The organism is Pseudomonas sp. ef1, from assembly GCF_007293365.2.
GTDB classification, from domain to species: Bacteria; Pseudomonadota; Gammaproteobacteria; order Pseudomonadales; family Pseudomonadaceae; genus Aquipseudomonas; species Aquipseudomonas siliginis.
On record NZ_CM129815.1, the window covers coordinates 4,880,982 to 4,907,413 of the forward strand.

At 61.0% G+C, this 26,432-nt stretch carries 24 protein-coding genes; 6 read left to right on the forward strand and 18 right to left on the reverse strand.

Annotated elements, in window-relative coordinates; translation table 11 throughout:
- Positions 1 to 4 precede the first annotated feature (4 nt).
- Positions 5 to 1,087 carry a DUF1615 domain-containing protein gene (locus tag FEE99_RS22080; RefSeq protein ID WP_041477212.1) on the reverse strand — a complete coding sequence of 361 codons (1,083 nt, stop codon included), beginning with the start codon at positions 1,085 to 1,087 and terminating at the stop codon, positions 5 to 7.
- 280 nt (positions 1,088 to 1,367) lie between these two features.
- On the opposite strand from FEE99_RS22080, the gene FEE99_RS22085 reads away from it, so the two are divergent.
- Positions 1,368 to 3,572 carry a TonB-dependent receptor gene (locus FEE99_RS22085; protein WP_041477214.1) on the forward strand — a complete coding sequence of 735 codons (2,205 nt, stop codon included), beginning with the start codon at positions 1,368 to 1,370 and terminating at the stop codon, positions 3,570 to 3,572.
- Between the two features lie 201 nt (positions 3,573 to 3,773).
- Positions 3,774 to 5,303, forward strand: coding sequence for an FAD-dependent oxidoreductase (locus FEE99_RS22090; protein WP_041477215.1), 1,530 nt, complete (start codon positions 3,774 to 3,776; stop codon positions 5,301 to 5,303).
- A 125-nt stretch (positions 5,304 to 5,428) separates the two neighbouring features.
- On the opposite strand, the gene hemB is transcribed toward FEE99_RS22090, so the two are convergent.
- Together hemB and FEE99_RS22100 are read right to left on the reverse strand one after the other, a co-directional pair.
- Positions 5,429 to 6,403 (reverse strand): porphobilinogen synthase, encoded by a 975-nt coding sequence (gene hemB / locus FEE99_RS22095; protein WP_016775388.1) that lies wholly within the window; start codon positions 6,401 to 6,403, stop codon positions 5,429 to 5,431.
- Between the two features lie 223 nt (positions 6,404 to 6,626).
- Entirely contained in the window at positions 6,627 to 7,325 is a 699-nt protein-coding gene (locus tag FEE99_RS22100; RefSeq protein ID WP_041477217.1) for a glutathione binding-like protein, read from the reverse strand.
- A 283-nt stretch (positions 7,326 to 7,608) separates the two neighbouring features.
- Between FEE99_RS22100 and FEE99_RS22105 the strand changes: the two genes are divergently transcribed.
- Positions 7,609 to 8,283 (forward strand): hypothetical protein, encoded by a 675-nt coding sequence (locus FEE99_RS22105; protein ID WP_041477219.1) that lies wholly within the window; start codon positions 7,609 to 7,611, stop codon positions 8,281 to 8,283.
- A 109-nt stretch (positions 8,284 to 8,392) separates the two neighbouring features.
- Here the strand turns inward: FEE99_RS22105 and mnmH are convergent, their stop codons facing one another.
- The 11 genes from mnmH to FEE99_RS22160 all read right to left on the reverse strand — a co-directional run bounded on the left by mnmH (position 8,393) and on the right by FEE99_RS22160 (position 22,006).
- Complete coding sequence (gene mnmH / locus FEE99_RS22110) at positions 8,393 to 9,496, reverse strand: tRNA 2-selenouridine(34) synthase MnmH (protein WP_041477221.1); 1,104 nt, start codon at positions 9,494 to 9,496, stop codon at positions 8,393 to 8,395.
- A complete protein-coding gene (gene selD / locus FEE99_RS22115) occupies positions 9,496 to 10,530 on the reverse strand; it encodes a selenide, water dikinase SelD (RefSeq protein ID WP_024013506.1) in 1,035 nt (344 codons plus the stop codon). The genes mnmH and selD overlap by 1 nt, the downstream gene beginning before the upstream one ends.
- A 172-nt stretch (positions 10,531 to 10,702) precedes the next feature.
- The gene (locus FEE99_RS22120; RefSeq protein ID WP_260312135.1) at positions 10,703 to 11,608 is read right to left on the reverse strand and encodes a hypothetical protein; all 906 of its coding nucleotides are present in this window, start codon (positions 11,606 to 11,608) and stop codon (positions 10,703 to 10,705) included.
- Positions 11,596 to 11,841, reverse strand: a complete 246-nt coding sequence (locus FEE99_RS22125) for a hypothetical protein (protein ID WP_143979125.1) — start codon at positions 11,839 to 11,841, stop codon at positions 11,596 to 11,598. Before FEE99_RS22125 ends, FEE99_RS22120 begins: the two co-directional genes overlap by 13 nt.
- 201 nt (positions 11,842 to 12,042) lie before the next feature.
- On the reverse strand, positions 12,043 to 13,158 hold the full coding sequence (locus tag FEE99_RS22130) for a hypothetical protein (RefSeq protein WP_143979124.1): 1,116 nt from the start codon (positions 13,156 to 13,158) through the stop codon (positions 12,043 to 12,045).
- A complete protein-coding gene (locus tag FEE99_RS22135; protein WP_447121732.1) occupies positions 13,148 to 16,732 on the reverse strand; it encodes a toxin VasX in 3,585 nt (1,194 codons plus the stop codon). Before FEE99_RS22135 ends, FEE99_RS22130 begins: the two co-directional genes overlap by 11 nt.
- Positions 16,729 to 17,595, reverse strand: coding sequence for a DUF4123 domain-containing protein (locus FEE99_RS22140; RefSeq protein ID WP_041477225.1), 867 nt, complete (start codon positions 17,593 to 17,595; stop codon positions 16,729 to 16,731). The genes FEE99_RS22135 and FEE99_RS22140 overlap by 4 nt, the downstream gene beginning before the upstream one ends.
- Entirely contained in the window at positions 17,592 to 19,595 is a 2,004-nt protein-coding gene (gene tssI, locus FEE99_RS22145) for a type VI secretion system tip protein TssI/VgrG (RefSeq protein ID WP_041477226.1), read from the reverse strand. The genes FEE99_RS22140 and tssI overlap by 4 nt, the downstream gene beginning before the upstream one ends.
- Positions 19,596 to 19,865: 270 nt before the next feature.
- On the reverse strand, positions 19,866 to 20,822 hold the full coding sequence (locus tag FEE99_RS22150) for a quinone oxidoreductase family protein (protein WP_041477227.1): 957 nt from the start codon (positions 20,820 to 20,822) through the stop codon (positions 19,866 to 19,868).
- 31 nt (positions 20,823 to 20,853) lie between these two features.
- On the reverse strand, positions 20,854 to 21,027 hold the full coding sequence (locus FEE99_RS22155) for a DUF1427 family protein (protein WP_081932387.1): 174 nt from the start codon (positions 21,025 to 21,027) through the stop codon (positions 20,854 to 20,856).
- A 211-nt stretch (positions 21,028 to 21,238) separates the two neighbouring features.
- Positions 21,239 to 22,006 (reverse strand): AraC family transcriptional regulator, encoded by a 768-nt coding sequence (locus FEE99_RS22160; RefSeq protein ID WP_041477228.1) that lies wholly within the window; start codon positions 22,004 to 22,006, stop codon positions 21,239 to 21,241.
- 146 nt (positions 22,007 to 22,152) lie between these two features.
- On the opposite strand from FEE99_RS22160, the gene FEE99_RS22165 reads away from it, so the two are divergent.
- Together FEE99_RS22165 and FEE99_RS22170 are read left to right on the forward strand one after the other, a co-directional pair.
- The gene (locus FEE99_RS22165; RefSeq protein WP_016775403.1) at positions 22,153 to 22,380 is read left to right on the forward strand and encodes a DUF6555 family protein; all 228 of its coding nucleotides are present in this window, start codon (positions 22,153 to 22,155) and stop codon (positions 22,378 to 22,380) included.
- A gap of 49 nt (positions 22,381 to 22,429) precedes the next feature.
- Positions 22,430 to 22,702, forward strand: coding sequence for a hypothetical protein (locus FEE99_RS22170; protein ID WP_041477230.1), 273 nt, complete (start codon positions 22,430 to 22,432; stop codon positions 22,700 to 22,702).
- 21 nt (positions 22,703 to 22,723) lie between these two features.
- Here the strand turns inward: FEE99_RS22170 and FEE99_RS22175 are convergent, their stop codons facing one another.
- From FEE99_RS22175 to FEE99_RS22185, 3 genes are all read right to left on the reverse strand, one after another.
- Positions 22,724 to 22,891, reverse strand: coding sequence for a metallothionein (locus FEE99_RS22175; protein ID WP_081932389.1), 168 nt, complete (start codon positions 22,889 to 22,891; stop codon positions 22,724 to 22,726).
- A 524-nt stretch (positions 22,892 to 23,415) separates the two neighbouring features.
- Positions 23,416 to 23,868, reverse strand: a complete 453-nt coding sequence (locus FEE99_RS22180; RefSeq protein ID WP_041477232.1) for a DMT family transporter — start codon at positions 23,866 to 23,868, stop codon at positions 23,416 to 23,418.
- 3 nt (positions 23,869 to 23,871) lie between these two features.
- Entirely contained in the window at positions 23,872 to 24,357 is a 486-nt protein-coding gene (locus FEE99_RS22185) for a DMT family transporter (protein ID WP_016775407.1), read from the reverse strand.
- Positions 24,358 to 24,470: 113 nt separating this feature from the next.
- Between FEE99_RS22185 and FEE99_RS22190 the strand changes: the two genes are divergently transcribed.
- A complete protein-coding gene (locus tag FEE99_RS22190; RefSeq protein ID WP_041477234.1) occupies positions 24,471 to 25,406 on the forward strand; it encodes a LysR family transcriptional regulator in 936 nt (311 codons plus the stop codon).
- Positions 25,407 to 25,530: 124 nt separating this feature from the next.
- Here the strand turns inward: FEE99_RS22190 and FEE99_RS22195 are convergent, their stop codons facing one another.
- Positions 25,531 to 26,352 (reverse strand): methyl-accepting chemotaxis protein, encoded by an 822-nt coding sequence (locus FEE99_RS22195; RefSeq protein WP_370695145.1) that lies wholly within the window; start codon positions 26,350 to 26,352, stop codon positions 25,531 to 25,533.
- Between the last annotated feature and the right edge of the window lie 80 nt (positions 26,353 to 26,432).

The following is a 26,432-nucleotide window of genomic DNA, read 5'->3' on the forward strand; positions in this document are numbered from 1 at the left end:
TGTTTTATCCGGCCTTGGCCATGCAGCGCTTGTAGCGCTCGTCCACGCGCTTGGCGAACCAGGCTGTGGTGAGTTTGCGGGTGATCTTCGGACTCTGCAGCACAATCCCCGGCAATACCGCGCGCGGTAACGCCTTGCCTTCGGCCCGCTCCGCCAGTTCGAACACGCGCTGATAGAGTCTGGTCTCTTCGAATTCCAGGGTTTTGCCTTTCTCCAATTGATCGCGAATCGTCGGGTTGCGCATGCCCAGCGACTTGCCAAGGGTGCGCACCGCCAGTTCGGTACTGCCGGGCATGATCGAGTCGTAGCGAATCAGGTCGCCGTCCAGGGTCAGCGGAATGCCGGACGCGCGGCTGACCGCATTCTGAAACGCGGCATTGCGACTGGCGTACCAGCCGGCGTTGAAATCGGCGAAACGATACAACGGCTCGCGGTAATTCACCGGATAGCCGAGCAAATGGGCGATGCCGAAATACATGCCGCCGCGCCGGCTGAACACTTCACGACGAATCGTGCCGTCCAGCGGGTACGGGTAATCCTTGGCGTGCTCCTCGGCGAATTCGATGCTGACCTGCATCGGCCCGCCGGTGTGCACCGGGTTGAAGCCGCCGAACAGCGTACGGCCCATCGGCACCATGCCGATGAAGTCGTCGAAAATCGCGCTCAGTTCCTTTTCACTGCGCGCCGCATTCAGACGCTCGCTGTAGCTCTTGCCGTTGGGCGAGCGCACTTGTAAAGCGCCGCTGACCAGCAGGCTGGGGATGTGCACCTTGGCGGCGCGGCGGTCGATTTCGTCGCGGGCAATCTTGCCCAGGCCGGGCACCGTCGGGTCGGCCTGGAAAGTCGATTCCTGCTCGGCCACAGCCAGTACCGAACACAGATTCTGCGTGGTGGTGCTGATGCCTTGCGCGGCGAACGCGGCATATATGTCCGTGGCCCAGCCCTGACGGTCGGCAGTTTTCGCCGGCAACAGCCGAACGATTTCAGCCTTCACTTCGGCCGGCGGACGCGGCGCCGGTTCGTTGCTGCGCTGGCTGGCGCAACCGGCGAGCAGCAGCATGGCGCCGAGAGTAATGAGTAATCGCATATTGCTCCATCCAATCAAATTCGCCAGACCACCATACACAACCCCCGTAGGAGCTGCCGCAGGCTGCGATCTTTTGATCTTGCTTTTTGCAGATCAGATCAAGATCAAGATCAAGATCAAGATCAAAAGATCGCAGCCTGCGGCAGCTCCTACGCGCTGATGACAAACTGATTGCAAAACGTTACTGCGAAACCCTATCATTCGCGCCTGGAGTCGCATTAGCGCAAGGAGTTCCGCGCCGCCCTTATTTTTCTTTGGCCGCTCGCCTCCAGGATCCGACATGCCCGCTTCAGCTCGACTCGGCGCTCCATTTCGCCCGACTTTGCTTGCCCTGCTGTGCTCCCTGACCGTTACCGCTCACGCTGCTGAAGACAACAGCAAAGAACTGGTGCTCGACGACGTCAACGTCAATGCCCAGGCCCCTGCGCCCAACGCCCTGCCCCCGGTCTACGCTGGCGGTCAGGTGGCTCGCGGCGGCCAGTTGGGCGTGCTCGGCAATCAGGACATGATGGACGTGCCCTTCAGTGCGGCGTCCTACACCGAGCAGTTGATCCAGGATCAGCAGGCGGAAAACGTCGCCGATGTACTGCTCAACGATTCTTCCGTGCGCCAGGCCTCGGGCTTCTCCAACCAGGCGCAGGTCTTCATGATTCGCGGCCTGCCGCTCAATGGCGACGACATTTCCTATAACGGCCTGTACGGCGTGTTGCCCCGGCAGATCATTTCCACCGATGCGCTGGAGCGCGTGGAAGTGTTCAAAGGCCCCAACGCTTTCATCAACGGCGTAACGCCGACCGGTTCCGGCATCGGCGGCGGCGTCAACCTGCAACCCAAGCGTGCCGGCGACGTGCCGCTGCGCCGTTACACCACCGACATCAACAGCGAAGGCCGCATCGGTCATCACTTCGATATCGGCCAGCGTTTCGGTGAAGACAACCGCTTCGGCGCGCGGGTCAACCTGTCGCAACGCGAGGGCGACACCGGCATCGATCACGAGAACCAGCGCTCGAAACTGTTCGCCATCGGCCTGGATTATCGCGGCGATGCGCTGCGGGTGTCCGGCGACTTTGCCTATCAGAAGGAACGCGTCAACGGCGGCCGCAGCTCGGTCAACCTCGGCACCGCCACGCACATCCCGGACGCGCCATCGGCGGACACCAACTACGCGCCGAAATGGGGCTACACCGACATCGAAGACACCTTCGGCATGCTCCGCGCCGAGTACGACCTCAACGACAACTGGACCGCCTACGCCGCCGGTGGCGCCAAGCACACCCGTGAAGTCGGGCGCTATAACTCGACCACGCTGGTCGGCAACAGCGGCGCCTCGTTCACCACCGGCTCGTTCGTCCCGCATGACGAGGACAACACCAGCGTCATGGCCGGCCTCAACGGCAAATTCAACACCGGCCCGGTCAGCCACAAGCTGAATTTCGGCCTGACCGGGATCTGGGCCGAGCAGCGCAGTGCCTATGACTTCGACCTGACCCGCTACTCCAACAACATCTATCACCCGATCACTACCCCAGCGCCGGTAGGCAACTTCTCTGGCGGCGATCTCAACGATCCGGGCATCGTCGGCAAGACCTTCAACCGCAGCGTGGCGATTTCCGACACCCTCGGGTTCTTCGACGATCGCCTGCTGGTCACCGCCGGTCTGCGTCGTCAGCAACTGGTGGTGCAGGGTTACAGCTACGCCAGCTACGGCAGCGGCCCGCGTTCGTCGAGCTACGACGAATCGATCACCACTCCGGTGTACGGCATCGTGTTCAAGCCGTGGGAGCATGTGTCGTTCTACGCCAACCATATCGAAGGCCTGGCCCAAGGGCCGACTTCGCCGACCAGCTCCGGCGGTTTCCGCGTCACCAACGGCAACGAAGTCTACGCACCGAAACGCTCCAAGCAGACCGAACTGGGCGTGAAAGTCGACATGGGCACCTATGGCGCGAGCCTCGGTGTTTATCGCATCGAACAGCCAAGCGACGGCTACTGCGAAATCAACAGCGCCACCACTTGCACCTACGTGCGCGAGGGCGAGCAGATCAACAAAGGCGTGGAGATGAACGTGTTCGGCGAGCCGATCGACGGCCTGCGCCTGATCAGCGGCCTGACCCTGATGGACACTGAACTGAAAAACACCCTCAATGGCGCCAACGACGGTAACCACGCCATCGGCGTACCGACCTTCCAGTTCAACGCTGGCGTGGATTGGGACGTGCCGGGCCTGCAAGGCGTTGCGCTGAACGCGCGGATGCTGCGCACCGGCGGGCAATACGCCGACGCGGCGAACAACCTCAGCCTGCCGACGTGGAACCGCTTCGACGCGGGCGCACGCTATGCGTTCAAGGTGTCGGAGAAGGACGTGACCGTGCGGTTCGGCGTCGAGAACGTGGCGAACAAGAAGTACTGGGAATCGGCTCAGGGCGGCTACCTGACCCAGGGCGAACCGCGAGTGGCGAAGTTGTCGGGGACGATCGACTTCTAAGCGTCATTGCGTCGCAGAAAAGGCCCCGCAGCTTCACGGTTGCGGGGCCTTTCTGGTTTTTGTGGTGCTTGACCGGACGCTTCGCGAGCAGGCTCGCTCCCACACTGGAATGCGTTCCCTGTGGGAGCGAGCCTGCTCGCGAAGAGGCCGGAACTGGCGACCTGAGCCATACTTGCTGCACAGCCACAGGAGGACAGCCCCATGAACCGCAGCGACGTGCTGATCATCGGCGCCGGCCCGACCGGTCTGGTCCTGGCGCTGTGGCTGAGCAAACTCGGCGTGCGCGTGCGCATCATCGACAAGACCTCGGCGCCAGGCACCACTTCCCGCGCTCTGGCCGTGCAGGCACGCACCCTTGAGCTGTATCGCCAACTCGACCTCGCCGACACCATCGTGCGTCGCGGCCATCAGGTCGCTGCGGCGAATTTCTGGGTCAACGGCAAACCGGTCGCGCAGTTGCCCCTCAAGCGCATCGGCGAAGGCCTGACGCCCTACGCGTTTGTCGAGATTTTCCCGCAGGACGAGCACGAACGGCTGTTGCTCGAGCGCCTCGAAGATTACGGCGTCAGTGTGGAGCGCAATACCGCACTGGACAGCTTCGAGGAAACCGGCGACACCCTCACCGCCCACCTGCGCCTGCCCGATGGCCGGCAGGAAGTTTGTCAGGCCTGCTATCTGGCCGGTTGCGACGGCGCCCGTTCGGTGGTGCGCAAAGCCCTCGACACCGACTTCCCCGGCGGCACCTATCAGCAGATTTTCTACGTCGCCGATATCACGGCCAGCGGCCCGGCGCTCAATGGCGAGTTGCATCTGGACCTGGACCAAGCGGATTTTCTCGCGGTGTTTCCACTGGCCGGCGAAGGCCGCGCGCGACTGATCGGCACGGTGCGTGACGAACGCGCCGAGCGTGCCGAAACCCTGCAATTTGCCGACGTCAGCAGCCGCGCCATCGAACACCTGAAAATGCATATCGAAGACGTGCACTGGTTCTCCACCTACCGCGTGCATCACCGCGTGGCCGAGCACTTTCGCAACGACCGGGCGTTTCTGCTCGGCGATGCCGCCCATGTACACAGTCCGGCCGGTGGCCAGGGCATGAACACGGGCATTGGCGATGCAATCAATCTGGCCTGGAAGCTCGCCGCCGTGCTCAGCGGTGGTGCCGAACCGAAACTGCTCGACACCTACGAAACCGAGCGCATCGCCTTCGCTCGCCGAATGGTCTCCACCACCGACAAGGTCTTCAGTTTCGTCACCGCGCAGGGTCGCATGGCCGATCTGCTACGGATGCGTGCGGCGCCGTTTCTGCTGCCGAAAATGGCCGGGTTCGAAGCCAGCCGCGAATTCCTGTTTCGCACGGTCTCGCAAGTCACCCTCAACTATCGCGGCATGCCACTGAGCCAGGGTGAAGCCGGCCACGTGCACGGCGGCGACCGCTTGCCGTGGGCGCATGATGGCGAAGGAGATAATTTCGAGCCGCTACGGCAGCCGTGCTGGCAGGTGCATGTGTACGGCGACACCAGCGACGAGATGATCGCCTGGTGCGCCGAACACCACTTGCCGCTGCACGTCTTCGACTGGCGCCCGGCGTTTGAAACGGCGGGATTGGGGCGCAACGGATTTTATCTGTTGCGGCCGGATACCTATGTGGCGATTGCCGATAGCAGTGCCGATCCGAAGGTGATCGAACGCTACTTCCGCGATCACGGGATCCGGCCGTTCTTCAACTGATACACCACCGCCCCCCTGTAGGAGTGAGCCTGCTCGCGATAGCGGTGTGTCAGACATGAATTTTTCGATTGAAACACCGCTATCGCGAGCAGGCTCACTCCTACAGTTTGGATTTGCGTTGGGGTTTAGATCCCCGCCAACGCCAGATCCATCGCAAAGTAAGTGAAGATCAGATCCGCCCCCGCACGCTTGATTGCGCCAAGGCTTTCGCGGACCACGCGATCCTCATCGATCGCCCCAGCCTGGGCGCCGAACTTGATCATCGCGTATTCACCGCTGACCTGATACGCCGCCAATGGCAGGTTCGAGGCCTGGCGAATGTCGCGGATGATGTCGAGGTAGGCGCCGGCCGGTTTGACCATCAGCGCATCGGCACCTTCCTGCTCATCGAGCAGCGATTCGCGCAGGGCTTCGCGGCGGTTCATCGGGTTCATCTGATAGCTTTTGCGATCGCCCTTGAGCGCGCTGCCGCCGGCCTCGCGGAACGGGCCGTAGAGTGCCGAAGCGAATTTGGTCGAGTAGGCCATGATCGGAATCTGCGTGAAGCCGGCAGCGTCGAGCGCCTGGCGAATCGCGCGCACCTGGCCGTCCATCGCCGCCGAGGGCGCAATCACGTCAGCACCGGCGCGGGCGGCCGCTACGGCTTGCTTGCCGAGGTTGATCAGAGTCTGGTCGTTGTCGACTTCGTGGTTGTGCATCACGCCGCAATGGCCGTGATCGGTGTATTCGCAGAAGCAGGTGTCGGACATCACGATCATTTCCGGCACGGCGTCCTTGGCAATGCGCGACATGCGCGACACCAGACCGTCTTCGCGCCAGGTGTCACTGCCGTTGGCATCGAGATGATGGGACACGCCAAAGGTCATCACCGACTTGATCCCGGCGCGGGCGTAGCGCTCGATTTCACTGGCCAGTTTACGCTCGGGGATGCGCTGCACGCCGGGCATGCTGGTGATCGGCACGAAGTCGTCGATGTCTTCCTCGACGAAGATCGGCAGGACCAGATCGTTCAGGCTGAACTCGGTTTCCTGGAACAGACTGCGCAGGCTCGCATTGCGGCGCAGACGGCGGGGACGTGCTTCGGGGAACTGACTGGACATGGGGCCTTTCCTGAAAACAGCGGATGAGACGAAAGTCGTAGGGGGCGAAGCTTATGCCTTGCGGCGGGTGCGGGACAAACCTGGATCAATCAAGAGAGCGTTACCGCAGGTGCAATAATCCTTGTAGGAGCTGCCGAAGGCTGCGATCTCTTGATCTTGTTTTTTGGGATCAAAGTCAAAAGATCGCAGCCTTCGGCAGCTCCTACAGGGGGAACGCGGTGAGTCAGGATGGGATGGTCAGGCCACGAATGACGGCCGGGCGAGCTAGAAACCGCTCCAGCACCCGGGTGACGTTGGGGAAATTCTCAATCCCGACCAGATCCCCCGCCTCATAAAACCCGAGCAGATTGCGCACCCACGGGAACGTGGCGATGTCGGCGATGGTGTAGCGCTCGCCCATGATCCAGTCGCGGCCTTCGAGGCGAGTGTTGAGCACATTCAGCAGGCGTTTGCTCTCCTCGACATACCGATCGCGTGGACGCTTGTCCTCGTAATCCTTGCCGGCAAATTTGTTGAAGAAACCGAGTTGGCCGAACATCGGGCCGATGCCGCCCATCTGCCACATCAGCCATTGGATGGTCTCGTAGCGCAGCGCGCCTTCCTGAGCGAGCAACTGGCCGCTCTTGTCGGCCAGATAAATCAGGATCGCGCCGGATTCGAACAGCGGCAGCGGTTTATCTTCAGGGCCATGTGGGTCAAGGATCGCCGGGATCTTGTTGTTCGGGTTCAGCGAGAGAAATTCCGCCGAGGTCTGGTCGTTGGTGTCGAAACCGACGCGGTGCGGCTCGTACGGCAGGCCGATCTCTTCGAGCATGATCGACACTTTGACGCCGTTGGGGGTCGGCAGGGAGTAGAGCTGAATCCAGTCCGGGTACTGCGCCGGCCATTTCTGAGTAATCGGGAATGCAGACAGATCGGTCATTGGAAGCATCCAGTCACAAATTGAAAACCGATCATAAAGTAGGCCTGCTGCCGCGCCTACACGAACCGTAACATCCTGTCGCTAACCTGCCTGCATGCCCGCAAAGGTTGCCGTTAGAGTGCTGCGCACTGGCCCGGATCGAACCAAACGGGCATTACAGGACTCTGAGTTATGCCTTTCTCGCAGAGGAAGCTGTTTATGACAGGGAAACACCCGGTGCTGGGAGCCCGCGGTGCCAAGGTTTGTCAGCCTTAACCGATTTTGCTGAAGAACCCTCGAATTGATGACGAACCTGATGAGTTTCGCCAAACGTTTCAAACATCGCGCGTACGTGGCCCTGCCCTCCCTGCTGGCAGTCAGCGCGCTTTTTCTGTCCCTCGAATCCAGCGAAAGCCGCGCCCAACCGGCGGACGGCACACAGACGCTGGTGTTCCTGCGCCACGCGGAAAAGCCCGAAGGCGGCCTCGGCCAGCTCAACTGCCAGGGCCTGAACCGCGCCATCGACCTGTCGACGCTGCTGCCGGAAAAATTCGGCAAGGCCGATTACGTATTCGCCGCCAACCCGACGCGCAACGTCGAGGAAGGCGAGCTGGACAATTCCTACAGCTACATTCGTCCGCTGATGACCATCAGCCCGGCCGCGATCAAGCTCGGCCTGCCGGTGAACATCGAATTCTCTGCCAACGACACCAGCGATCTGGCCCGCGAGCTGCTGGATGAGAAGTACCACAACTCGACGATCTACACCGCCTGGTCCCACGGTTATCTGCCGGATCTGATCAACAAGGTCGCCGGCAACGCAGTGGGCGAGCGACAGAAGATCACCGATGACTGGGCCGGCGATGACTTCGATTCGCTGTATGTGCTGACCCTGAAGTGGCACAACGGCAAGGCCAGTTTGCAGAGCCACATCTACAAACAGGGACTGGATAACGGCAAGGACACTTGCCCGACCTGATTTTTGTAGCGCCTGACCTTGCGTCTTCGCGAGCAGGCTCGCCCCCACAGGGGAACGCATTTCAACTGTGGGAGCGAGCCTGCTCGCGAAGAGGCCAGTCGCTTGCGCCTCAAGCCTTCTGACTCACCCTCGCGCGCAAATACTCGATCACCGCCTGACGCTCCCCGGCAAACTCGATCCGCCCGCCCTTCTTCTCGCGCTGGAACACATACATCGGGTCGTAGTACTCGCGCAGCAAACCCTCGATCCAGCCGCGATGCAGCTCCACCGCGCCGCTGCGGCCCTGCTCGGCCAGCGCCTGTTCCATCAATGCCAGCATCCGCGAATGGCGCTCACCGCCGAGGCGTTTCTGTACGTTGTTGAGGCTCTCCAGCAGACGTTCGGAAAACAGCGCAAAACCGTTTTCGCCGTGCAGCGAGGCAAATTCCGCCGACAGATCGATGACGTAATCACGCAGGATCCGCTCGACACGATCCTCGAAACGATCCTCCAGCCAGACCATCGGGTACTGCTGCATGCCCTGATACAGCGGCAGCGGCAAGGCACAACTGCCGACCACACGGCTCTCGTCTTCGAGCACAAACTGCTCGATCCCGGCATCGCGTTTCTTCAGAAAGTCGATGGCCAGGCGATTCTCGAAATCGATGTTCGACGGCTGCCCGGTGGCGCGTTTGCCGAAACTGGAGCCGCGATGGTTGGCGTGGCCTTCCAGATCCACACCGTTGCGCAACTGCACCAGCACTTCGGTCTTGCCGGTGCCGGTCATGCCGCCGAGCAAAACGAAATCACACTGCGCGACGGCCTGCTCAAGGGTATCGATCAAAAAACTGCGCATCGCCTTGTAGCCGCCGCCGACGCGCGGATAGTCGATGCCGGCCTCGTCGCGCAACCATTGCTGGGTGATCTGCGAGCGCAAGCCACCGCGAAAACAATACAGATAACCATCGGGATGAGCCCGGGCGAACTCGGCCCAGGCCTGGATGCGCTCGGCCTTGACTGCGCCGGACACCAGTTGGTGGCCCAGCTCGATTGCCGCCTGCTGGCCATGCTGCTTGTAGCAGGTGCCGATCTTCTGCCGCTCCAGATCATTCATCAGCGGCAGATTGACCACGCCGGGGAACGCGCCTTTGTGAAACTCGACCGGCGCGCGGGCATCCATCATTGGCCGGTCGTTGAGGAAAATGTCGCGGTAGTCGGTGCAGTCGCGGAGCATCAAATCACCTCGACCGCGTTCGTCTGTCGCTCAACCAGTTCGCCGATCGGCGCAAGGTTCAGGCCCAGTTCGGCGGCAACGCCGAGGAACTCGTCATTGCCTTCAGGCGTGACCGCAATCAGCAGACCACCGCTGGTCTGCGGATCGCACAGCACGCGTTTGTGCAACTCCTGCACGCGGCCAACCTTGCTCGAATAGCTGTCAAAGTTGCGCAGCGTACCGCCCGGCACGCAGCCCTGATCGAGGTAGTACTCGACGCTGTCCAGACGCGGCACGCGGTCATAGGCGATGCGCGCGGTCAACTGGCTGCCATCGGCCATTTCCACCAGATGCCCGAGCAGGCCGAAACCGGTGACGTCGGTCATCGCGGTGACGCCGGCGAGTTTGCCGAAACGGCTGCCAGGCTTGTTCAGGGTGCACATCCAGTCACGGGCGACACCGACGTCGGCGGCGCGCAACTTGCCCTTCTTTTCGGCGGTAGTGAGGATGCCGATGCCCAACGGTTTGGTCAGATACAACAGGCAACCGGCGGTGGCGGTGTCGTTGCGCTTCATGTGGCGCTTTTCCACAAGCCCGGTGACGGCGAGGCCGAAGATCGGCTCCGGCGCATCGATCGAATGCCCCCCCGCCAACGGAATGCCCGCCGCGTCGCACACCGAGCGACCGCCACGAATCACTTCCCGCGCCACTTCCGGCGCCAGCACATTCACCGGCCAGCCGAGGATCGCGATCGCCATCAACGGATCGCCGCCCATCGCGTAGATGTCGCTGATCGCGTTGGTTGCGGCGATGCGGCCGAAGTCGAACGGGTCATCGACAATCGGCATGAAAAAATCGGTGGTCGACACCACCCCGCGCTCGGCATCGATCGCATACACCGCCGCGTCATCGCGCGAGGCGTTGCCGACCCAGAGTTTTGGATCAAGGTTCTGTGCGCCGCTGCCGGCGAGGATCACTTCCAGCACCTGCGGGGAAATCTTGCAGCCACAACCGGCGCCATGGCTGTATTGGGTCAGACGAATCGGCTCGCTCATGGGAGAGTCTCTGGTAATGAATGGGGCGGATTCTAGCAGAGCGCGAGAGCGCAGATTTTTGTGCTGACCGAGCGGCCCCTTCGCGAGCAGGCTCGCTCCCACATTTGTAGCGTGGTCTCCTGTGGGAACGAGCCCGCTCGCGAAAGCAATCGAACCTGCCTGCACCGTCCAGTCAGCCCCGCCTGCAAACCTCAGCGAAAATCTGCGTAATCGGCCGATGCGGCTGGCGCTTGTGCATACGCCGCACTTGTTCACTCAGTCGCAACAACTCTTCACTGGGCTTGGCCCATTGCTCTTTCGGCAGCGGCTCGGACCAGGCACGCATGACTTCCGGCAGCGCCTGCTTGCCGATTCTTTCCAGACGGCGCACTTCCCATTCGACCAAACGGTTTGGAATCGTCCATAAAGTCATGACGTGATACAGGTACCAAAAGAACCCCGACAGCCGCGACCGCCTGCCTTCACGGATCTGCTGATGCATCCGCGCGCGGGCGTTACGAAAAGTGTGCAGGCCTTCGTGGGGTGGGTCGTCCGGGCCTTGCAGGTCTTGCAAATCCTGAATGGATTTGAGGTCGTTGACTTCGTACTCCATGTAACCGCGAATCGCTTCCCAATGGCTGATCGCGAGCTCCAGGCCGGCGCATTGGAATTCAAGGCTGGTGAGGGTATCGCCGTGATGAAAACCGATGCCCATGCCATATTGACGATGGATGCCGAATTGGGTGGTGCCTTTGGCTTCGATGATCCACGCGGACAGCGATTCCCACGGGACAAAGACCGGCTCGATGGCGCCTTCGGGCATGAAGCAGACTTCGCGGCGTTGGCGGTTGAAGCGGGTTGGGATGAGGGAGAGGCGTTTTTTGTGGAAGTGATGCCAGACGCCCAGGCCGATCAGTAGAATCAAAGGCTCGGTCAGTAAAGCGCTTTCATATCCTGCTTGGAATATACCCACTATTGATTCCCAAATGAGTGTTGGACCATAGCCGAATACGACACCCAGCATTCCCGTAATCAAGGGGAATATGAAAATGACCATAACCGCTAAACTGACCGGCCCCCCCAACGTCATTTGCCACATAAAACTTGCGGCTGGCCTAATCCGAAGTCCATGTAAACATCATTGAGCTCACCGATATGTGGACCATAAGGGGGCATCGGTGTGGGCAGTGGCAACGGTGCGAGATAGGTGATCTTTCCGCTTGGAAACGGCTCTACATCGCCCGCTTTTCTGATCACCTCACATTGCGCATCAACAAGAGGCTCATTGTGATTATTCAGCATGGTCAGCCCTTCCGAGGTATTGAGTTTCAACCAGCAGAACCATCGGGTTTTGCTTGACCGACCCGGTAGCAACAACTGAGAAATGGCCGCCACCCCGAGGGTCTCCCACCTCGGCCAAGATCAACCGAAACATCCGCATCCAGCGCGGTCCCCTGTGGGAGCGAGCCTGCTCGCGAAGGCGCTCAAACAGGCAAAAAACCTCCCTCCCTCTGGTCACAAAACTGCTCAACATCAGCACTCAGCCCGCCTGCAAACCTCAGCAAAAATCTGCGTAATCGGCCGATGCGGCTGGCGCTTGTGCATCCGCCGCACTTGTTCGCTCAGCCGCAGCAACTCTTCACTGGGCTTGGCCCATTGCTCTTTCGGCAATGGCTCGGACCATGCACGCATGACTTCCGGCAGCGCCTGCTTGCCGATTCTTTCCAGACGGCGCACTTCCCATTCAACCAGGCGATTGGGAATCGTCCATAAGGTCATGACGTGATACAGGTACCAAAAGAACCCCGACAGCCGCGAGCGCCGGCCTTCACGGATCTGCTGATGCATTCGCGCGCGGGCATTGCGAAAGGTGTGCAGGCCTTCGTGGGGTGGGTCGTCTGGGCCTTGAAGGTCTTGCAAATCCTGAATGGATTTGAGGTCGTTGACTTCGTACTCCATGTAACCGCGAATCGCTTCCCAATGGCTGATCGCGAGCTCCAGGCCGGCGCATTGGAATTCCTGGCTTATGAGGGTTTCACCTTGGTAGAAACCGATGCCCATGCCGTATTGGCGGTGGATGCCGAACTGGGTGGCGCCTTTGGCTTCGATGATCCAGGCAGACAGCGATTCCCACGGGACGAAGACTGGCTCGATGGCGCCTTCGGGCATGAAGCAGACTTCGCGGCGTTGGCGGTTGAAGCGGGTTGGGATGAGGGAGAGACGTTTTTTGTGGACGTGGAGCCAGACGCTTAGACAGATAAGCAAGATCAAGGGGCTGCTGATTAATTCATTTTCCAATGCCACTTCGAATAAACCAACCATTGACTCCCAAATCGCCTCGTTTCCATAGCCAAATAGAATTCCTAGCAAGCCCGTGAACAAAGGAAATAAAACGAGCACCATAAAAGTGCCTGCGGTCGTTCCGCCGATAATTAGCTGCCATGGGAATACCTCCAGTGAGCCGAGACCAAAGTCCATGTATCCGTCATTGAACGCTCCAATATGAGGTCCGTAAGGCGGCATCGCTGTAGGTAAGGGCAATGGTGCGAGATAGGTAATCTTCCCGGTTGGGAACGGCTCAATATCGCCCGCTTTTTTTACCCTCTCATATTCCGAACTGGAAAGAGGATTACTACGATTATTCAGCATGGTCAGCCCATTCGAGGTATTGAGTTTCTACCAGCAAAACCGGAGGGTTTTCTTTAACCGAGCCGGGAGTTACTACAGCAAAATGACCGCTATCCCGAGGGTCAATATGAATTACGCGCGTTCTTGACTCCGCCCCGCCTTTGCCATTGACGGTCTGTATACATATGGCAAGTTCGAGCGTTTCCTTTGCAGGCGTGTAGTCAGAATCAGGACGGATGGGGTAGTGAAGACAAAGCACCAAACCATCTGGCGATGACTTCACGATTCGCAGACTGCTCAATATCTCCTCACTGATGACTTCCTTGCGCACTTGCGGCACACCGCGACCATGCAGCGGTGCAACAAGTCGATGGGCACCGATTCCCAAGCGTTGACTCGGTTTACCGTTTAACGGCGGCAGAAGATCATTTAGCGTCAGCCTCGGCAGAACCAAATGAATATCACTGGGTTTGGCGCCAAATAATAAAGTCTTCAGCCAGGTATCACTGGGATCAGGTCCTGATTGGGCGTAAGGAGCGTGTATCAAAAACGCCAGATAATTTTGATAGTCATCCAGGGAGTGGTCACCGCGCATCTCTTCATCACGGCTCCAAGGCGTAATTTTCAACCACTTATCGTGGGCAGAGAGGTTGTAACGATTGAACATCCAAGTACCGACGAACTCCAGCACGGTGAACAACGCACCGGCGAGATTAAAGCGAAAAAATACAGTAGAAAGACGTGTGCCAGCGGCAGCCCACGCCGCTGCGCGTGCCGAACTGTTCAGTGCAGTCAACACTTTAAAAGAAGCGTGAAAGGTGTTGCTCGCTCCATATCCGTTAGCTGCAACCATTCCTGCAGCGCCCAACGTTGCCAGCGCAGCCGCGCTTTGCTCAGATGGAGTGCCACTGCGGATCGCGTCTTGCCATTTTCGATCTTGGTTTCCGAGGCTGGTGATAGACGTTCTGAAACCAAAAATATAAGTAAAGAAGCCCAAACCAACATGCAACTTACCTATTTGCACACGAACCTGTTGCAGCGCTTCCAGCTGCAAACTGGCAATAAGGCTGGATCTTCGAGCCCTTAACGCTGTATCAGCAAGCCCCTGTGCAGCGGTAAAACCCGCCGCGCCTGTCGCGGCAAGGGCCGCGGAAAACTCCGCTCGTTTCTTCCTGTCCCTCGTCTGCTTCATCACCTCCCGATACGCCCCCACCAAATTCACCACCTGCACCAACACCACCAACAATCCCATCCCCTCCGTCCGCACCAGACTCGCCTTCGAAACCCCCGCCACCCCCGCGCAAATATTCTCCAGCAACCCGCGCAATTCCCCGTGCTGCGCCGGCGGAAACACCACCGTCACGCCCGCTTTCGCCGGGGTGGCGCCATACAGCCGTGCCGAGCGATCCGGCAGTTCGTCAATCGGGCTTAGCGCTGCCGCAAGGCGGCCTTCGAACAAGGCCAGTTGCGTGCGCACGCGGACGATTTCTTCCTGCAATTCCATCGCCCGGGCGGTTTTGTGGCCTTGGCGGTTTTTATTGTGGGTGAGCTGGTTGCGTTCGCGGTTGAGGGTTTTCAGGTAGTCGCGTTCGCGCAGCACTTCCTTGATCGTGGCTTGCAGCGCCGCTTGTTCCGCCGGGGTGGATACGGTGAAGGTCACGCCGCTGGTTCGCGCGGCGTCGAAGACGCGCAGGCGCAGGGCTTTGGGCAAGCGCTGGAACAGTTCGTCGAGGTCGGGGATTTTCTCGCCGGCAAGATCAAAGCCTTCCAGCGCCCGGCTCAGGCCCAGATTCAGCGCCGGGCTGTAGGTGTCTTGAACGGCATCGGCGAGGACTCGGCTGTGTGCGGGCAGGTCGTCCAGTGCTGGCAGCTGTGGCTGCTCGATGCTCTGCAATTTGGCCAGCCAGTCCGGCAGGTTGTTGAACATCGCCATGCCGGCGTTGAACAGCGTTGAATATTGCCCGGCCTGCTCGGTCTGCAAGCGCAGCGGCAAGGTGTAGAACAGCGGGCGGGTCAGTTGCGGGTGTTGTTCGAGGTAATCGAGCATTTGTTTGTTGGCCGCGTCGCTGCGGCCGATGTCCTTGAGGCAGGCGTATTCGCTGGCGAGCGCCTGATCGATCTGCACTTGCCCGTCGAAATACCACGCCGAGCGATGGAAACGCCCGGCGCACAGCAATTGCGCGCGATCGGCGGTGATGCGTTCGAGCAGGCGATTCCAGCGTCCGAGGTTGTCGCGATGATTGTTCAGCACCTCGTCCATGGCCGGGCGGTCGATCAGGTCATTGATGCCGCGCTTGCCGCTGAGCAGCGGGCCGTCGAGCACGTCTTTCATGCGCCGGCTCTGATCTTTGCCGAGGTCAACCAGTGTGCTCAGATGACGCTCGACGAAATCGGCCGGGGCGACTTCAGCAAAATATTCGCGGGTATAAAAGCGTCGATCCGCCTCGGCGGTGACGCGAGCGTGCGCGGTGAAATCCGGGGCGACGCCGTCGAAACGGTTCAGCGCCAATGACTCATCCAATGCCTTTTCGCGAAGCTGTTGCAACTCAGGCGTGGCTTCGACTGCAGCTGGCTCGACCTCACCACCTTTGTTCAGATAATCGAGCAGCGCCTGCCGGGTATTTTCCCGATCCGGTTCGGGCAATTGCTCCAGTTCAGCAAACAATGCCTGGGCGCGCGGATCATCGCTGGCCTTGGCCAAGGAGTCGAAATCCTGAGCGCCCAACTGGCTCAGCGACTCGATGTAACTGGCCAGCAGATAGTCGCGCTCGTTGTTGTCAGTGTTGCTCCACTGCTCGATCCAGCCGACCACCAGATCCTGATAATCAGCCAGATCGCGCATCACCCCGAGGTCGTCGTTGACCAACAGAAACAGCGTGTCGTCCTCATATGGCCCGCGCACCCGCCCGAGAAATTCGCCGATATGCGCCTCGCGAAAACGTCGTGGGTTTTCCCACAGATAGGGTTCGCGCTCGTGCTCCGGCGCATCGCTGACCTGCACCGCCGGCATGCGCGTGGCGTCCGCCTCGGCCAGCGGTTTCGCTGTGCAGGCGACTTCCGCCAGCCACTGTTTCGCCTGGGCCACGGTGAGCAGATGCTCGCCGCCGATCAGACAATGCACCGGGCCGAGATCGACCGCCTGCATGAAGTGCTCGCGCTCCTGCGCGCTGTCCAGCACCTGTCGGCATTTCGCCGCGCTCAACTGCACATCGGCAAAGGTCACGTAAAGGGTGCTTTTGCGCGAGAAGATCAACGCCGGACGTTCTTCGATGGCGCTGCGCTGATCCTCGCTGACGCTTTTGCCGCGATGCAGCAATGCGCTGATGACGCCTTCAAGCACGCGATATTCGTACAGCTCACCGTTGAGACTGTCGACGATGTACAGCCAGCCATCGCGCAGGCGGCGGATGCCCATGGGGCGCGTGGTCAGGGTGTACGGCAGCGTGAGTTCGCTGCTGGGGTCGAAGGTTTTTTCCACCAGGCCGTACGCGAGGGGCAGCAGTTGCACGTGGGTGTTGCGCAAGGGGCAGGCGGCGGGGCCGATGATCGGGGCTTTGGACGCGGCGGCTGCCGCAAGGTCGGCGGGATGGTTCATGGTCGGACTCTTTCAGACGCCCATTGGCGGGCCATTGAAACGGCCAGCGTCAAGCGCTCACCGATCGGTTGCAGGGAGGGCTCGTGTAGCAAGTGCTGGATCTGCGGATGCTGATCCGGATCAGCGCCGTTGAGAGAGGCGACAAGGTTGGCGAAGTAAAGCCATTCCGATTGGCTGCTCAGGCCGAGCGCGCTGGCTTTTGCCTCGATTTGTTCCAGAAGTATCCAACGTTCAGCGATGGTTTCCCCGGTATGAAACCGGGGAAAATATTCAAGCAAATACGCATCGACTTGTAGCAACACCCGCCGCCGATCCACCCGATCCAGCGCGGCATCCTGCTCCGCACTCAACCGATACGGCGCCACCAGCGCCCCACCCTGCCCTTGGCGAGATCGCTGACAGTGCCAGACTTGCCGCGCACCATCCGCCGTGACCACACAACCCAGCGGCCCGAACAGACTCGCATCGCCGCTGGCAAACAGCGCCTGCGCTACGGCGGCATCCGCCAGCCGCAACAACACCGGCGAGCCGACCGGCAACTCGACGATCAGCAACTGACGCAAGTGCGCGACGATTTCATGCGCCGGCGCGGCGCTGAACAACAGCACGCCCCATTCCTGTTGGGCGTACTGGCGATAAAACCGCGCCACCGGATTGTCAGCGTCAGCGAGCGCCACCAGCAGCGGCGAGACATCGCGCAGGGCCGAAAACGGTGGCTGGTCGTACAGCGCGAAAGCGTTGGCGGCGGGGTCGAGCCTTCGCAGTTGCGCCGGCAGATCCGCGATCGTCGCACCGTCGAGCAGCACAAACGCCTGCTGTTCAGCCCACGGCAAACCTTCGGGCCAATCCGTCAAAAGGCTCATGCCTGGGCTGCCTCGCAGATCAGGCAACGCGAGGTCCGCGTGGTCAGCAGCGCATGCCGTTGCTGCACGGCATCGAACGTCGCCTTTAGCAACGGCGCAGCCCCCGGTAGCAACGGTTCCGCTGGCAGACACACCGTTGGCGCCCCGCCCTGCACCACCGGCACACTGCTGAAAATGCCGGCGGCGCCGACCGTCAGCCAATGCCCGCCAGCAGCCAGAGTGATCTGCAGGCCGCTGTTGAAAACCACCTGCTCGCCCGCGCCGAAATGCAGCTGCTGCGCGGCACTGACGCGCTGGCTGGCGACCCGCACATGCTGCTCGCCCTGCACCCACAGATGATCGTCCTGCTTGAGTTCAGTCAGGCGATTGCCGTGGGTCAGGTGATGTTCCTCGTCGCGCAACTCAAGGCTGGAGACGCCGCCAATCACTTGGCTGTGCAGGTTGTCGATCTGCACACGCAAGTCGTTGAGCACGTGCTGCACCAAGTCGCGCTGCGCCCTGATGGAGATTTCTTCCGCGCCTTGCCGGTCCTCGATGCGCAGTTCGTTGTAACCACCGCCGCCGGGGCTGCTCTGGCTGCGCCAGATACTGCGCGTCTGTTGCGCCGGCAGGTCCAGCGGCACCGGCGTTTCGACGTTGGGCAGGCAGGCCAGCACATGCGGTTTGTCCGGATCGCCATCGGTGAACCCCACCAGCACTTCCATGCCGACCCGTGGAATCTGCACGCTGCCGTAACGGTCATGCGCCCAGGCGGTGGCCACGCGTAGCCAGCAACTGGACTGTTCATCACGCTGGCCGTCGCGATCCCAGAGCATTTGCACTTTCACGCGGCCGTAGGCATCGCTGTAGATTTCTTCGCCGGGCGGGCCGGTCACCACCGCCAGCTGACTGCCGCTGACGCGCGGTTTGACGTGCCTGAGCTGCGGGCGAAACACCACGTCCCACGGCGTCGCGACGAAATGGTTGCGATAGCCCTGACTGAAACCATCTGCGTCAGCCTGCTCGGTGAACGCTTCCTCGAGCACTTGCGGCTGTTTGCCGATGTGCTCGACCTCGGTCAGCAACCATAAATCGTTGCAGTCGGCGCGCGAGTAATCCGCCATGGTCATGAAACTGCCGCCGCGCATCAGCGCCTGATTGCTGCGCCCGTTAGCCAGACGATAGTCGGCACCATGGCGCTCCAGCGCACGCTGGCTGAGGTGCTTGCCGCGCTCGCGATGGGTGAACTGCCCGGGAAACTCATAATCTTCCAGCAGCGGAACTCGCGCTGCACTGACCTTGGCGTCCAACTGCACTGCGGGCTTTTCGAAGTGATAGTCGCGGCGCTCGACGAGGTTGGAGCGTGGCTCCAGGCGCACAGTGAACTGGTCGATAACCGGCGCATCGGCAACCAGGCCGTTGCCCTGCACATAGCGCGTCGTCACGTCGTGTTTGAGGAACGCCGTTTGATCGTCGCCGAACACCAACAGGTGCGCCTCACGGCGGTGACGGAAGTGAAAGTGCAGGCCCTCCTCTTCGCACAGCCTCTGGATGAAGTGCAGATCGGATTCCTGGTATTGCACGCAATACACCCGCGCCGGGTACTCGGCGCTGAGCTGAAAATGCCAGGCATCGGCCTGCATGCCGTGATCGCTCAACACATTGGCGATGATCTGCGGCACGCTCAGGTTCTGGAAAATCCGCTGATTGCGCCGATGCGCGAGGTAGGCAAGGTGTGGCGCCAGGGTGATCTGGTAACGGCTCAGCCGAACACCGCAATCACCCTGACCGACCCGATAGACCAGCCCGTGCATGCCGCTACCGTCGGCACCGAAACAGAGAAAGGCCGGCCGATGCAGCAAGCCTTCCAGATCCACATCGGGCCGCTCGCTGACCAGCTCGAGATCCAGTTCATAGGTCTGGTTGAGCACTTCCCGGGTGCGAAAACCGAACACTTGAAGATCGTGGGCAACGCCTTCTATCTCGAGAGTGAAAACAACGGGCCTGCCAGCGATGCGCATCCACCTGTCCCTGTGTCTGATTGAAAGACGGGACTGTGCAACGGTGCACTGCAATGGGTGAAATCAGAGGTTTCCCTGTTTTGCCGGTCTGCGAGCGAAAAGGACGTGGCCCACAGAGAAACGCCCGGGATCCTACGGAAATGATCCCGAATCCTATGCCTTTCCCCTGTGGGAGCGAGCCTGCTCGCGAAAGCGGTGTGTCAGTCGCCGACCGTTTAACTGATCTACCGTCATCGCGAGCAGGCTCGCTCCCACAGGGATTTGTGTGAGTCAGGGCAGCAAGATGATCTTGTCGCCACCACCTTGATTGACCTCTTCATAGCGCGCCAGCCCTTCTGCCAGCGGCACTTGCATCAGGCCCTGCGGCAGTGGCAAGCGATCCTCATCGAAGAAGCGCCCGAACTGCTCGAGCATCGCCGCGCACGCCTCAACGCCGTACAACAACGAGTTGATCCCGACCACCGAGCCGCCCTTGCGATACAGCGCCAGCGCCGGCAATTGCACGTGGCCGTCGACCGGCGCGGCGATGATGGCGATGCGGCCGAAGGTCGCCAGTGCCGCCACCGAGGCGGGCAGCCAGAAACCGGTGGTGTCGAAGATCACATCGGCGCCACCGCGATACACCGCGTTGACCTGGGCACCGAGGTCTTCTGGCTTATCCAGTTGAATCGTCTGATAGCCCTGCTGCTGCAGATCCGCGACCTGCTCGGGCCGGCGCGCCGCCGCCAGCAATTGCGCGCCGCGCACTTTTGCCAGGGCCAAAGCCGCAGTTGCCACTGCCCCGCCGCCGATCACCAGCAAGCGCGTGTCGGCGCTGACCAGGCTGCGTTCCAGCGCATCCCACGCCGTGGTGTACGGCACGCCAAGGCTAGCCGCCTGAGCAAAACTCAAATGCGCCGGTTTGTGCGCCACGCCACTGGCCGGCAGTTTGACGAATTGCGCATGGGCGCCGTCGGCGAAGAAGCCCAACTCGCGCCCGGTACCCCAGACTTCCTGACCGATCAGTGCTTGTGGCCCCTCGACCACCACCCCGGCAAAATCCCGCCCCGGAACCCGTGGCAGTGTGGTGTAGGGAAAACGCCCGAGGACGTTTTTCACATCGCTGGGGTTGAGGCCGGCAGCCTTGATCTGCACCAGCACTTCATCGGCGCCGGGCACCGGGGTCGGAACGTCGACGAAGCGCAGGGAAGACAGGTCGCCGGTCTGATCGAATTGCAACGCTTTCATGGGCACATCCACCGAAAGGAAAAAGGGAAATTCAGGACACCCAGCCAGCGACCAGTTGCCGGCCCAGCGGCCACAACTGCTCACCGGCCAACATGCCAAGCAGACCGACCAGCGCGATGGCCGGTGGGGCGGGAGAACGGAAATCGAGCGCGCCGTAGAGCAGGCCGACGCCCAGGCCGATGGCCAGAGAAATGAGGTAGTTCATGAAAGGAACTCCGCCGCGATAAGTGATGGGCAGAGTCTAGGGAAACGGGCGGAGCGGTATCGGCCAAGGACTTCTGAATTTCGGACAAACCTTCTGCAGCCGCCATAGAACCGTGTGGGAGCGAGCCTGCTCGCGAATGCGGTCTTCCAGTCAGCACTTCATTGCCTGGTGCAAAGCTTTCGCGAGCAGGCTCGCTCCCACATGGATCTGTTCAAGTTGCCGAGAATTGCGAAGGCGCCACCCCCAGCTCCCGGCGAAACATGTCGCTGAAACTGCTCGGTGAATAACCCAGTTCGCGAGCAATGACGCTCACTGCCACGCCCTGAATCAACGCCGCCACCGCCGTCGCCAACTGCACCTGGCGCCGCCATTCGGCGAAGCCCATGCCGAGGCTGTCCTTGAACAAGCGCGCCAGGGTACGCACGCTGGCCCCGGCGTTGTGCGCATGCTGCTCGAACGGGATCTCCAGCGACGGCGCGGCCATCACCGCCTGACACAGATTCATCAGACGCCGGTCGGACTCGTCCGGCAGTGGAATCTTCAGTTGCGAACGCCTGGCCCGGCGCAGTTCCAGCAATGCCAGCCCGACCAGCGCATCGTAATACTCAGCCTCGCCGTCATCGCCCTGCGCCACCAGCCCGACGATCAACTCGCGCAGCAAACCACCGACTTCGATCACCTGCACCGTCGCATCCAGCGTCGCCGCCAGCGCCGGGCGCAGGTAGATATTGCGCATCTGCAAATCCGACACCACACGAATCCCGTGCGGCACTCCCGGCGGCAACCACACCGCCCGCTGCGGTGGCACCACCAGCGCTTCGTGCGGGGTTTCGACCCACATCACCCCGCTCATCGCATACAGCAACTGCCCCCAGACATGCTCGTGCGGCTCGATGAATAAACCACGCGGATAGGTCCGCGCCAGCGGTTGCACGGGCACATCGGTGTCGGTCAGATCAGGGGGCGCGGCGAGGGCCATGGCGAGCGTTCACAGGGGGTTGGCGAAGCCGCCATGGTAACCAGCACGCCGCGCCCTCGCCAACGATAGATACCGTCGGACAATCCGAATGAATTTTCCCGGCACAGCGCGATCCGTTTAATACCACAGGGAGGAATTCGGGCTTTATGAACAACGCAAAACTTTACGTCATCGACTACACACTGCATGGCACCCCCAAGTCGTTCATTATCCGCTCGGACAAAATGGACAACGCCGAAGCCTGGCATTGGGCAAGCTGCGACGCGGGCGTGGGTCGCATCCCGCGCTTCGGCCGCGAGAAAGTGCAAAAAACCAGCAAACCGATGGCAGAAAAATTCGGTCTGGAAAACGTCACCTGGCGCCAGACCAACTGACCCCACCGCCTCCACCGCAGGCTTGGCAATCGACAGGGGGAATCGACCGATGACCGACACTTATCACCCGGCCCGACTGGACTACGGCCTGACCACCTTCTTCGGCCAGATCACCAAAACGGTGAATTGCCAAGTCGCACTGGAAACGGTCGCGGATGACCCTTACCGCTTCACCTTGTGCGTCCAGGCACCGGTACCGGAAGACCTCCACCAAGCCAAGGTTGTGGTGGTCAAGGTCGAAGGGCGAACACTGCAAGGCACGGTGAGGCACTTTGAACGACAGGAAGACGACAGTCTGAAAATGGAAGTGGAGCCTGATTAGGCTCCACTTTTTTTGCCCCGCTTATTTCGGATGAGCGCAACCGCAGCCCTTCATCGCACATTCTTCACCGTGTTTGTGGTGATGAGCGCAAGCCTCGCAGCAATAGTGTTTACCGTGTACAGCGCAGGAATGTTCGCCTTCTTTGATCGTGCAGTTGCAGCCCGGGCAGTCGCATTTTTTATCGGACATGGGACAGACTCCTTGCGTAGTGGTTGTCTGAGGCTTGAGCGGTAAGCCGTAAGGGACAGTGTAGAAGGTGGTGTTGCAGGCTGGGCCATTGATGAGAGATTGAGCGACCGGAAGATGGCTTTCGCGAGCAGGCTCGCTCCAACAGAACAGCAAAAGCAAAAGCAAAAGATCGCAGCCTTCGGCAGCTCCTACACACAATGAGCGCAAGCTCGCGTACCGCCCTTGATCTTGCCGTGCCGGCCCCATCGGCAGGCTGAGCGAAGGGATCGATCCGGGCGTGGGAGCGCAGCGACCGTTTGGCGCAGCCAAACACAGCGAGTGTAGGTGCAGCGAAGCAAACCGGAGCCGCTGCGCCAGGATCGATCCCGCAGCGAAGGAACCCCGAGCCCCAGCGAGCGGGCCGAACGCCGGGGCCAAGCCTTTTGGTTACTTTTTGGCGTCTGAAAAAGTGACCCGCTGTAAGAGCGGAACCGTAATCAGCAACACCCGCAGCAACGGATATGTACACAGTCAAACAAATAAAATCACTGCGCCTGCCGCGAACTCCGATACATAAACACCAAAGCCACCGCCAGACACACCATCGCCAACATCCGACTCGGAGACAAGCCGATCGCCGGATTCCCCAACCAGCCAAAATTGTCGATCAACATCCCCATCCCCAACTGCCCGACAATCACCGCCACCGTCGCCACAGCCGTCCCGACCACCGGCACCGCACCCACCATCACCATCATGTACACCACACCAAACAGCGCCCCGGTCAACTGCCACTTCGGCACCTCAAGCAGACTCACCGCCTGCGCCGGCTCGAAAAACAGAATCAACAACCCGGTCACCACCGCGCCCACCGCAAAGGTCAGCAGACTGCTACGCAGCACCCCCACCGTCTCACCCAGACGACCATTGATCGCGGCCTGCACACTCAACACCGCACCGGCCAATACCACCACCACCAACAAAATCACCAGCCCCATCACTCACCCCCGCGCAATCAGAACCAAAGCCACCACAATCAAGCCCAACGCCAGCCAGCGCTCGCCGTTGACCTTCTTGCGCGTCGCGCCGAACCAGCCGAAATGGTCGATCAGCACACTCTTGCCGACCTGACCGGACAAAATCGCGATCATCGTCATGGCAATGCCGATGTGCGGCGTCGCCAGCGTCAGCACCACCACGTAGATCGGCCCGAGAAACCCGCCGATCAACTGCCAGCGCGGCAGTTCGGTCAGCGCCGGCCCTTTTTGCGGACCGGCAAACAGCAAGAGCAAAAACAGAATTGCCGAACCCACGCCGAAGATGCTCAACGTCGCCCACAGATGCCCGACCTGCTCACCCAGCGGCCCGAGCAATCCGGCTTCTACCGACAAGCCCATGCCAGCGAGGATCACCAGCGGCAGCAACAGCAGACGCAACACCGATCTTTTCACCGGTGCAGCAACCACCCCTTCATCCAACGTCTGCATACATAACCTTCCACGCTCAAAAACAATGGCGCGGATTATCGGCTGGCGCCGCTGTGCGATAAATGGGAGCATCCGGACAACACTTTTGCGCAACACGCACAGCGAGACACTGCATGCACAGGCTCAACGAACTCGGATTCAAAGCGTTAAGGCTGTTTGTGGCGGTCCTCGACCACGGCAGTTTTTCCGAAGTCGCCCGCCGCGAAGGGGTCGCGCCCTCCTCGATTTCGCGGCAGATCCAGTTGATGGAACAGGCGCTGAACCAGCAATTGCTCTACCGCCACACCCGCGCCGTCACGCCGACTGAAGCCGGGCGCACGCTCGGCCACCATGCGCGGTTACTGCTGGTGCAATTGGAAGAAGCCGAGCAGGCGTTGCAGGAACAGCAAAGCGAACCCACCGGACTGGTGCGCATCAACGCCCCGGTGGTGTTCGGCCAGCGCCATCTGACGCCTTGGCTCGGCCAGCTCTGCGCGCGCTATCCGAAGCTGCAACTGGATATCCAGCAAACCGACCATTACATCGACCCGCTACAGGAAGGCGCCGACCTGCTGTTTCGCATCGGCGCGCTGCACGATTCGAGCATGCAGGCACGCATTCTGGCGCCGCACCGTTTTCAGGTCGCCGCCAGCCCGGCCTACCTCAAACGCCACGGCACGCCGCAGCACCCGGACGAACTCGCGCAGCATCAGTGCCTGGCCTATAAAGGCGCGGCCGGTCAGCAGCGTTGGTTTTTCCGCCGTGATGGCGAGGACTGGACGCCGTACACGGTCAGAGGCCCGATCACCGGCAACCACGCCGACACCCTGACCCAGGCCGCTCAGCAGGGGCTGGGGCTGGTGATGTTTCCGTCGTGGCTGATTGGCGAAGCGGTGCGCGAAGGCACGCTGGTGCCGGTGCTGAGGGAGTATCAGGTGTCGAACAGCCTGGAACCGCAGCAGATCGCCGTGCTGTGGCCGGGGAGCCGACGGCTGTCGGTGAAGGTGAGGACGGTGATTGATTTTTTTGTCGAGTGCTTTGGCGAGATTCCCTACTGGGACAAACCTTAAACCCACGCGATCCCAATGTAGGAGCTGACGAAGGCTGCGATCTTTTGATCTTGGTCTGTTGATCTTTCACAAGCAGATCAAAAGATCGCAGCCTTCGGCAGCTCCTACAGGGATTGCGGACGCGTCAGATACGGAACTGCCCGACCAGCTTGCCCAACCGCTGCCCCAGCTCCGCCAGACTGCGCGACGTTTGCGCGCCCAGTTGCGTTTCATCGGCGACGCTGTCCACCGCCACGGCAATCTGATGCACGCTGCGGTTGATCTCTTCGGCCACCGCCGTCTGCTCTTCCGCTGCGCTGGCGATCTGCGCGTTCATCGAGTTGATCGTCGCGATCAACTGCGCCATCGCGTCCAGCGATGCACCGGCCTGATTGGCTTGCTGCGAAGTGCCGTCGCCGGCCTCGCTGGAACGGCGCATCGCTTCGACCGCCTGCTGCGTGCCGGCCTGCAAGCGGTCGATCATGCCCTGGATTTCCTGGGTGCTGATCTGCGTGCGGCTGGCCAGCGCGCGTACTTCGTCCGCAACCACCGCAAACCCGCGACCGGCCTCACCGGCGCGCGCCGCTTCGATCGCGGCGTTGAGCGCCAGCAGGTTGGTCTGCTCGGCAATCGAACGGATCACCCCAAGCACGCCGACAATCGAACTGACGTCCTGCTGCAGGCTGTCCAGCGACACGCCGCTGTTGCGGATGTCGTCGACCAGTGCATGAATCTGTTTGATGCTGCCCGCGACCACGCGCTTGGCGCTCTGGCCTTCTTCGTCGGTCTGCTGAGCGGCGACGGCGGCGTTCTGTGCGCTCTTGGCGACTTCCTGGGCGGCGGCGGACATTTCGTTGATCGCCGTGGCGACCTGATCGGTTTCGTGGCGCTGACGCTCCATGGCCTGATCGGAACGCTGCGCCTGTTCCGAGACCTGGGTGACCAGACCGGTCAGTTGCGTGGTCATCTCGGTGATCTGCCGCACCAGGCCGTGGATCTTGTCGACGAAACGATTGAACGAGCCGGCCAGTTCGCCGAGTTCGTCCT

Excerpts from the sequence above, each read along its gene's own strand:
- FEE99_RS22135 (WP_447121732.1), bottom strand. The coding sequence starts at position 16,732 with ATGAACCATCCCGCCGACCTTGCGGCAGCCGCCGCGTCCAAAGCCCCG.
- tssI (WP_041477226.1), bottom strand. The coding sequence starts at position 19,595 with ATGCGCATCGCTGGCAGGCCCGTTGTTTTCACTCTCGAGATAGAAGGC.
- FEE99_RS22105 (WP_041477219.1), top strand. The coding sequence starts at position 7,609 with ATGACGAACCTGATGAGTTTCGCCAAACGTTTCAAACATCGCGCGTAC.
- FEE99_RS22175 (WP_081932389.1), bottom strand. The coding sequence starts at position 22,891 with ATGTCCGATAAAAAATGCGACTGCCCGGGCTGCAACTGCACGATCAAA.
- mnmH (WP_041477221.1), bottom strand. The coding sequence starts at position 9,496 with ATGCTCCGCGACTGCACCGACTACCGCGACATTTTCCTCAACGACCGG.
- FEE99_RS22130 (WP_143979124.1), bottom strand. The coding sequence starts at position 13,158 with ATGCTGAATAATCGTAGTAATCCTCTTTCCAGTTCGGAATATGAGAGG.
- FEE99_RS22150 (WP_041477227.1), bottom strand. The coding sequence starts at position 20,822 with ATGAAAGCGTTGCAATTCGATCAGACCGGCGACCTGTCTTCCCTGCGC.
- hemB (WP_016775388.1), bottom strand. The coding sequence starts at position 6,403 with ATGTCCAGTCAGTTCCCCGAAGCACGTCCCCGCCGTCTGCGCCGCAAT.
- selD (WP_024013506.1), bottom strand. The coding sequence starts at position 10,530 with ATGAGCGAGCCGATTCGTCTGACCCAATACAGCCATGGCGCCGGTTGT.
- FEE99_RS22080 (WP_041477212.1), bottom strand. The coding sequence starts at position 1,087 with ATGCGATTACTCATTACTCTCGGCGCCATGCTGCTGCTCGCCGGTTGC.
- FEE99_RS22190 (WP_041477234.1), top strand. The coding sequence starts at position 24,471 with ATGCACAGGCTCAACGAACTCGGATTCAAAGCGTTAAGGCTGTTTGTG.
- FEE99_RS22180 (WP_041477232.1), bottom strand. The coding sequence starts at position 23,868 with ATGGGGCTGGTGATTTTGTTGGTGGTGGTGGTATTGGCCGGTGCGGTG.
- FEE99_RS22170 (WP_041477230.1), top strand. The coding sequence starts at position 22,430 with ATGACCGACACTTATCACCCGGCCCGACTGGACTACGGCCTGACCACC.
- FEE99_RS22090 (WP_041477215.1), top strand. The coding sequence starts at position 3,774 with ATGAACCGCAGCGACGTGCTGATCATCGGCGCCGGCCCGACCGGTCTG.
- FEE99_RS22195 (WP_370695145.1), bottom strand. The coding sequence starts at position 26,352 with ATGACCACGCAACTGACCGGTCTGGTCACCCAGGTCTCGGAACAGGCG.
- FEE99_RS22165 (WP_016775403.1), top strand. The coding sequence starts at position 22,153 with ATGAACAACGCAAAACTTTACGTCATCGACTACACACTGCATGGCACC.
- FEE99_RS22185 (WP_016775407.1), bottom strand. The coding sequence starts at position 24,357 with ATGCAGACGTTGGATGAAGGGGTGGTTGCTGCACCGGTGAAAAGATCG.
- FEE99_RS22085 (WP_041477214.1), top strand. The coding sequence starts at position 1,368 with ATGCCCGCTTCAGCTCGACTCGGCGCTCCATTTCGCCCGACTTTGCTT.
- FEE99_RS22100 (WP_041477217.1), bottom strand. The coding sequence starts at position 7,325 with ATGACCGATCTGTCTGCATTCCCGATTACTCAGAAATGGCCGGCGCAG.
- FEE99_RS22120 (WP_260312135.1), bottom strand. The coding sequence starts at position 11,608 with ATGTGGCAAATGACGTTGGGGGGGCCGGTCAGTTTAGCGGTTATGGTC.
- FEE99_RS22140 (WP_041477225.1), bottom strand. The coding sequence starts at position 17,595 with ATGAGCCTTTTGACGGATTGGCCCGAAGGTTTGCCGTGGGCTGAACAG.
- FEE99_RS22155 (WP_081932387.1), bottom strand. The coding sequence starts at position 21,027 with ATGAACTACCTCATTTCTCTGGCCATCGGCCTGGGCGTCGGCCTGCTC.
- FEE99_RS22160 (WP_041477228.1), bottom strand. The coding sequence starts at position 22,006 with ATGGCCCTCGCCGCGCCCCCTGATCTGACCGACACCGATGTGCCCGTG.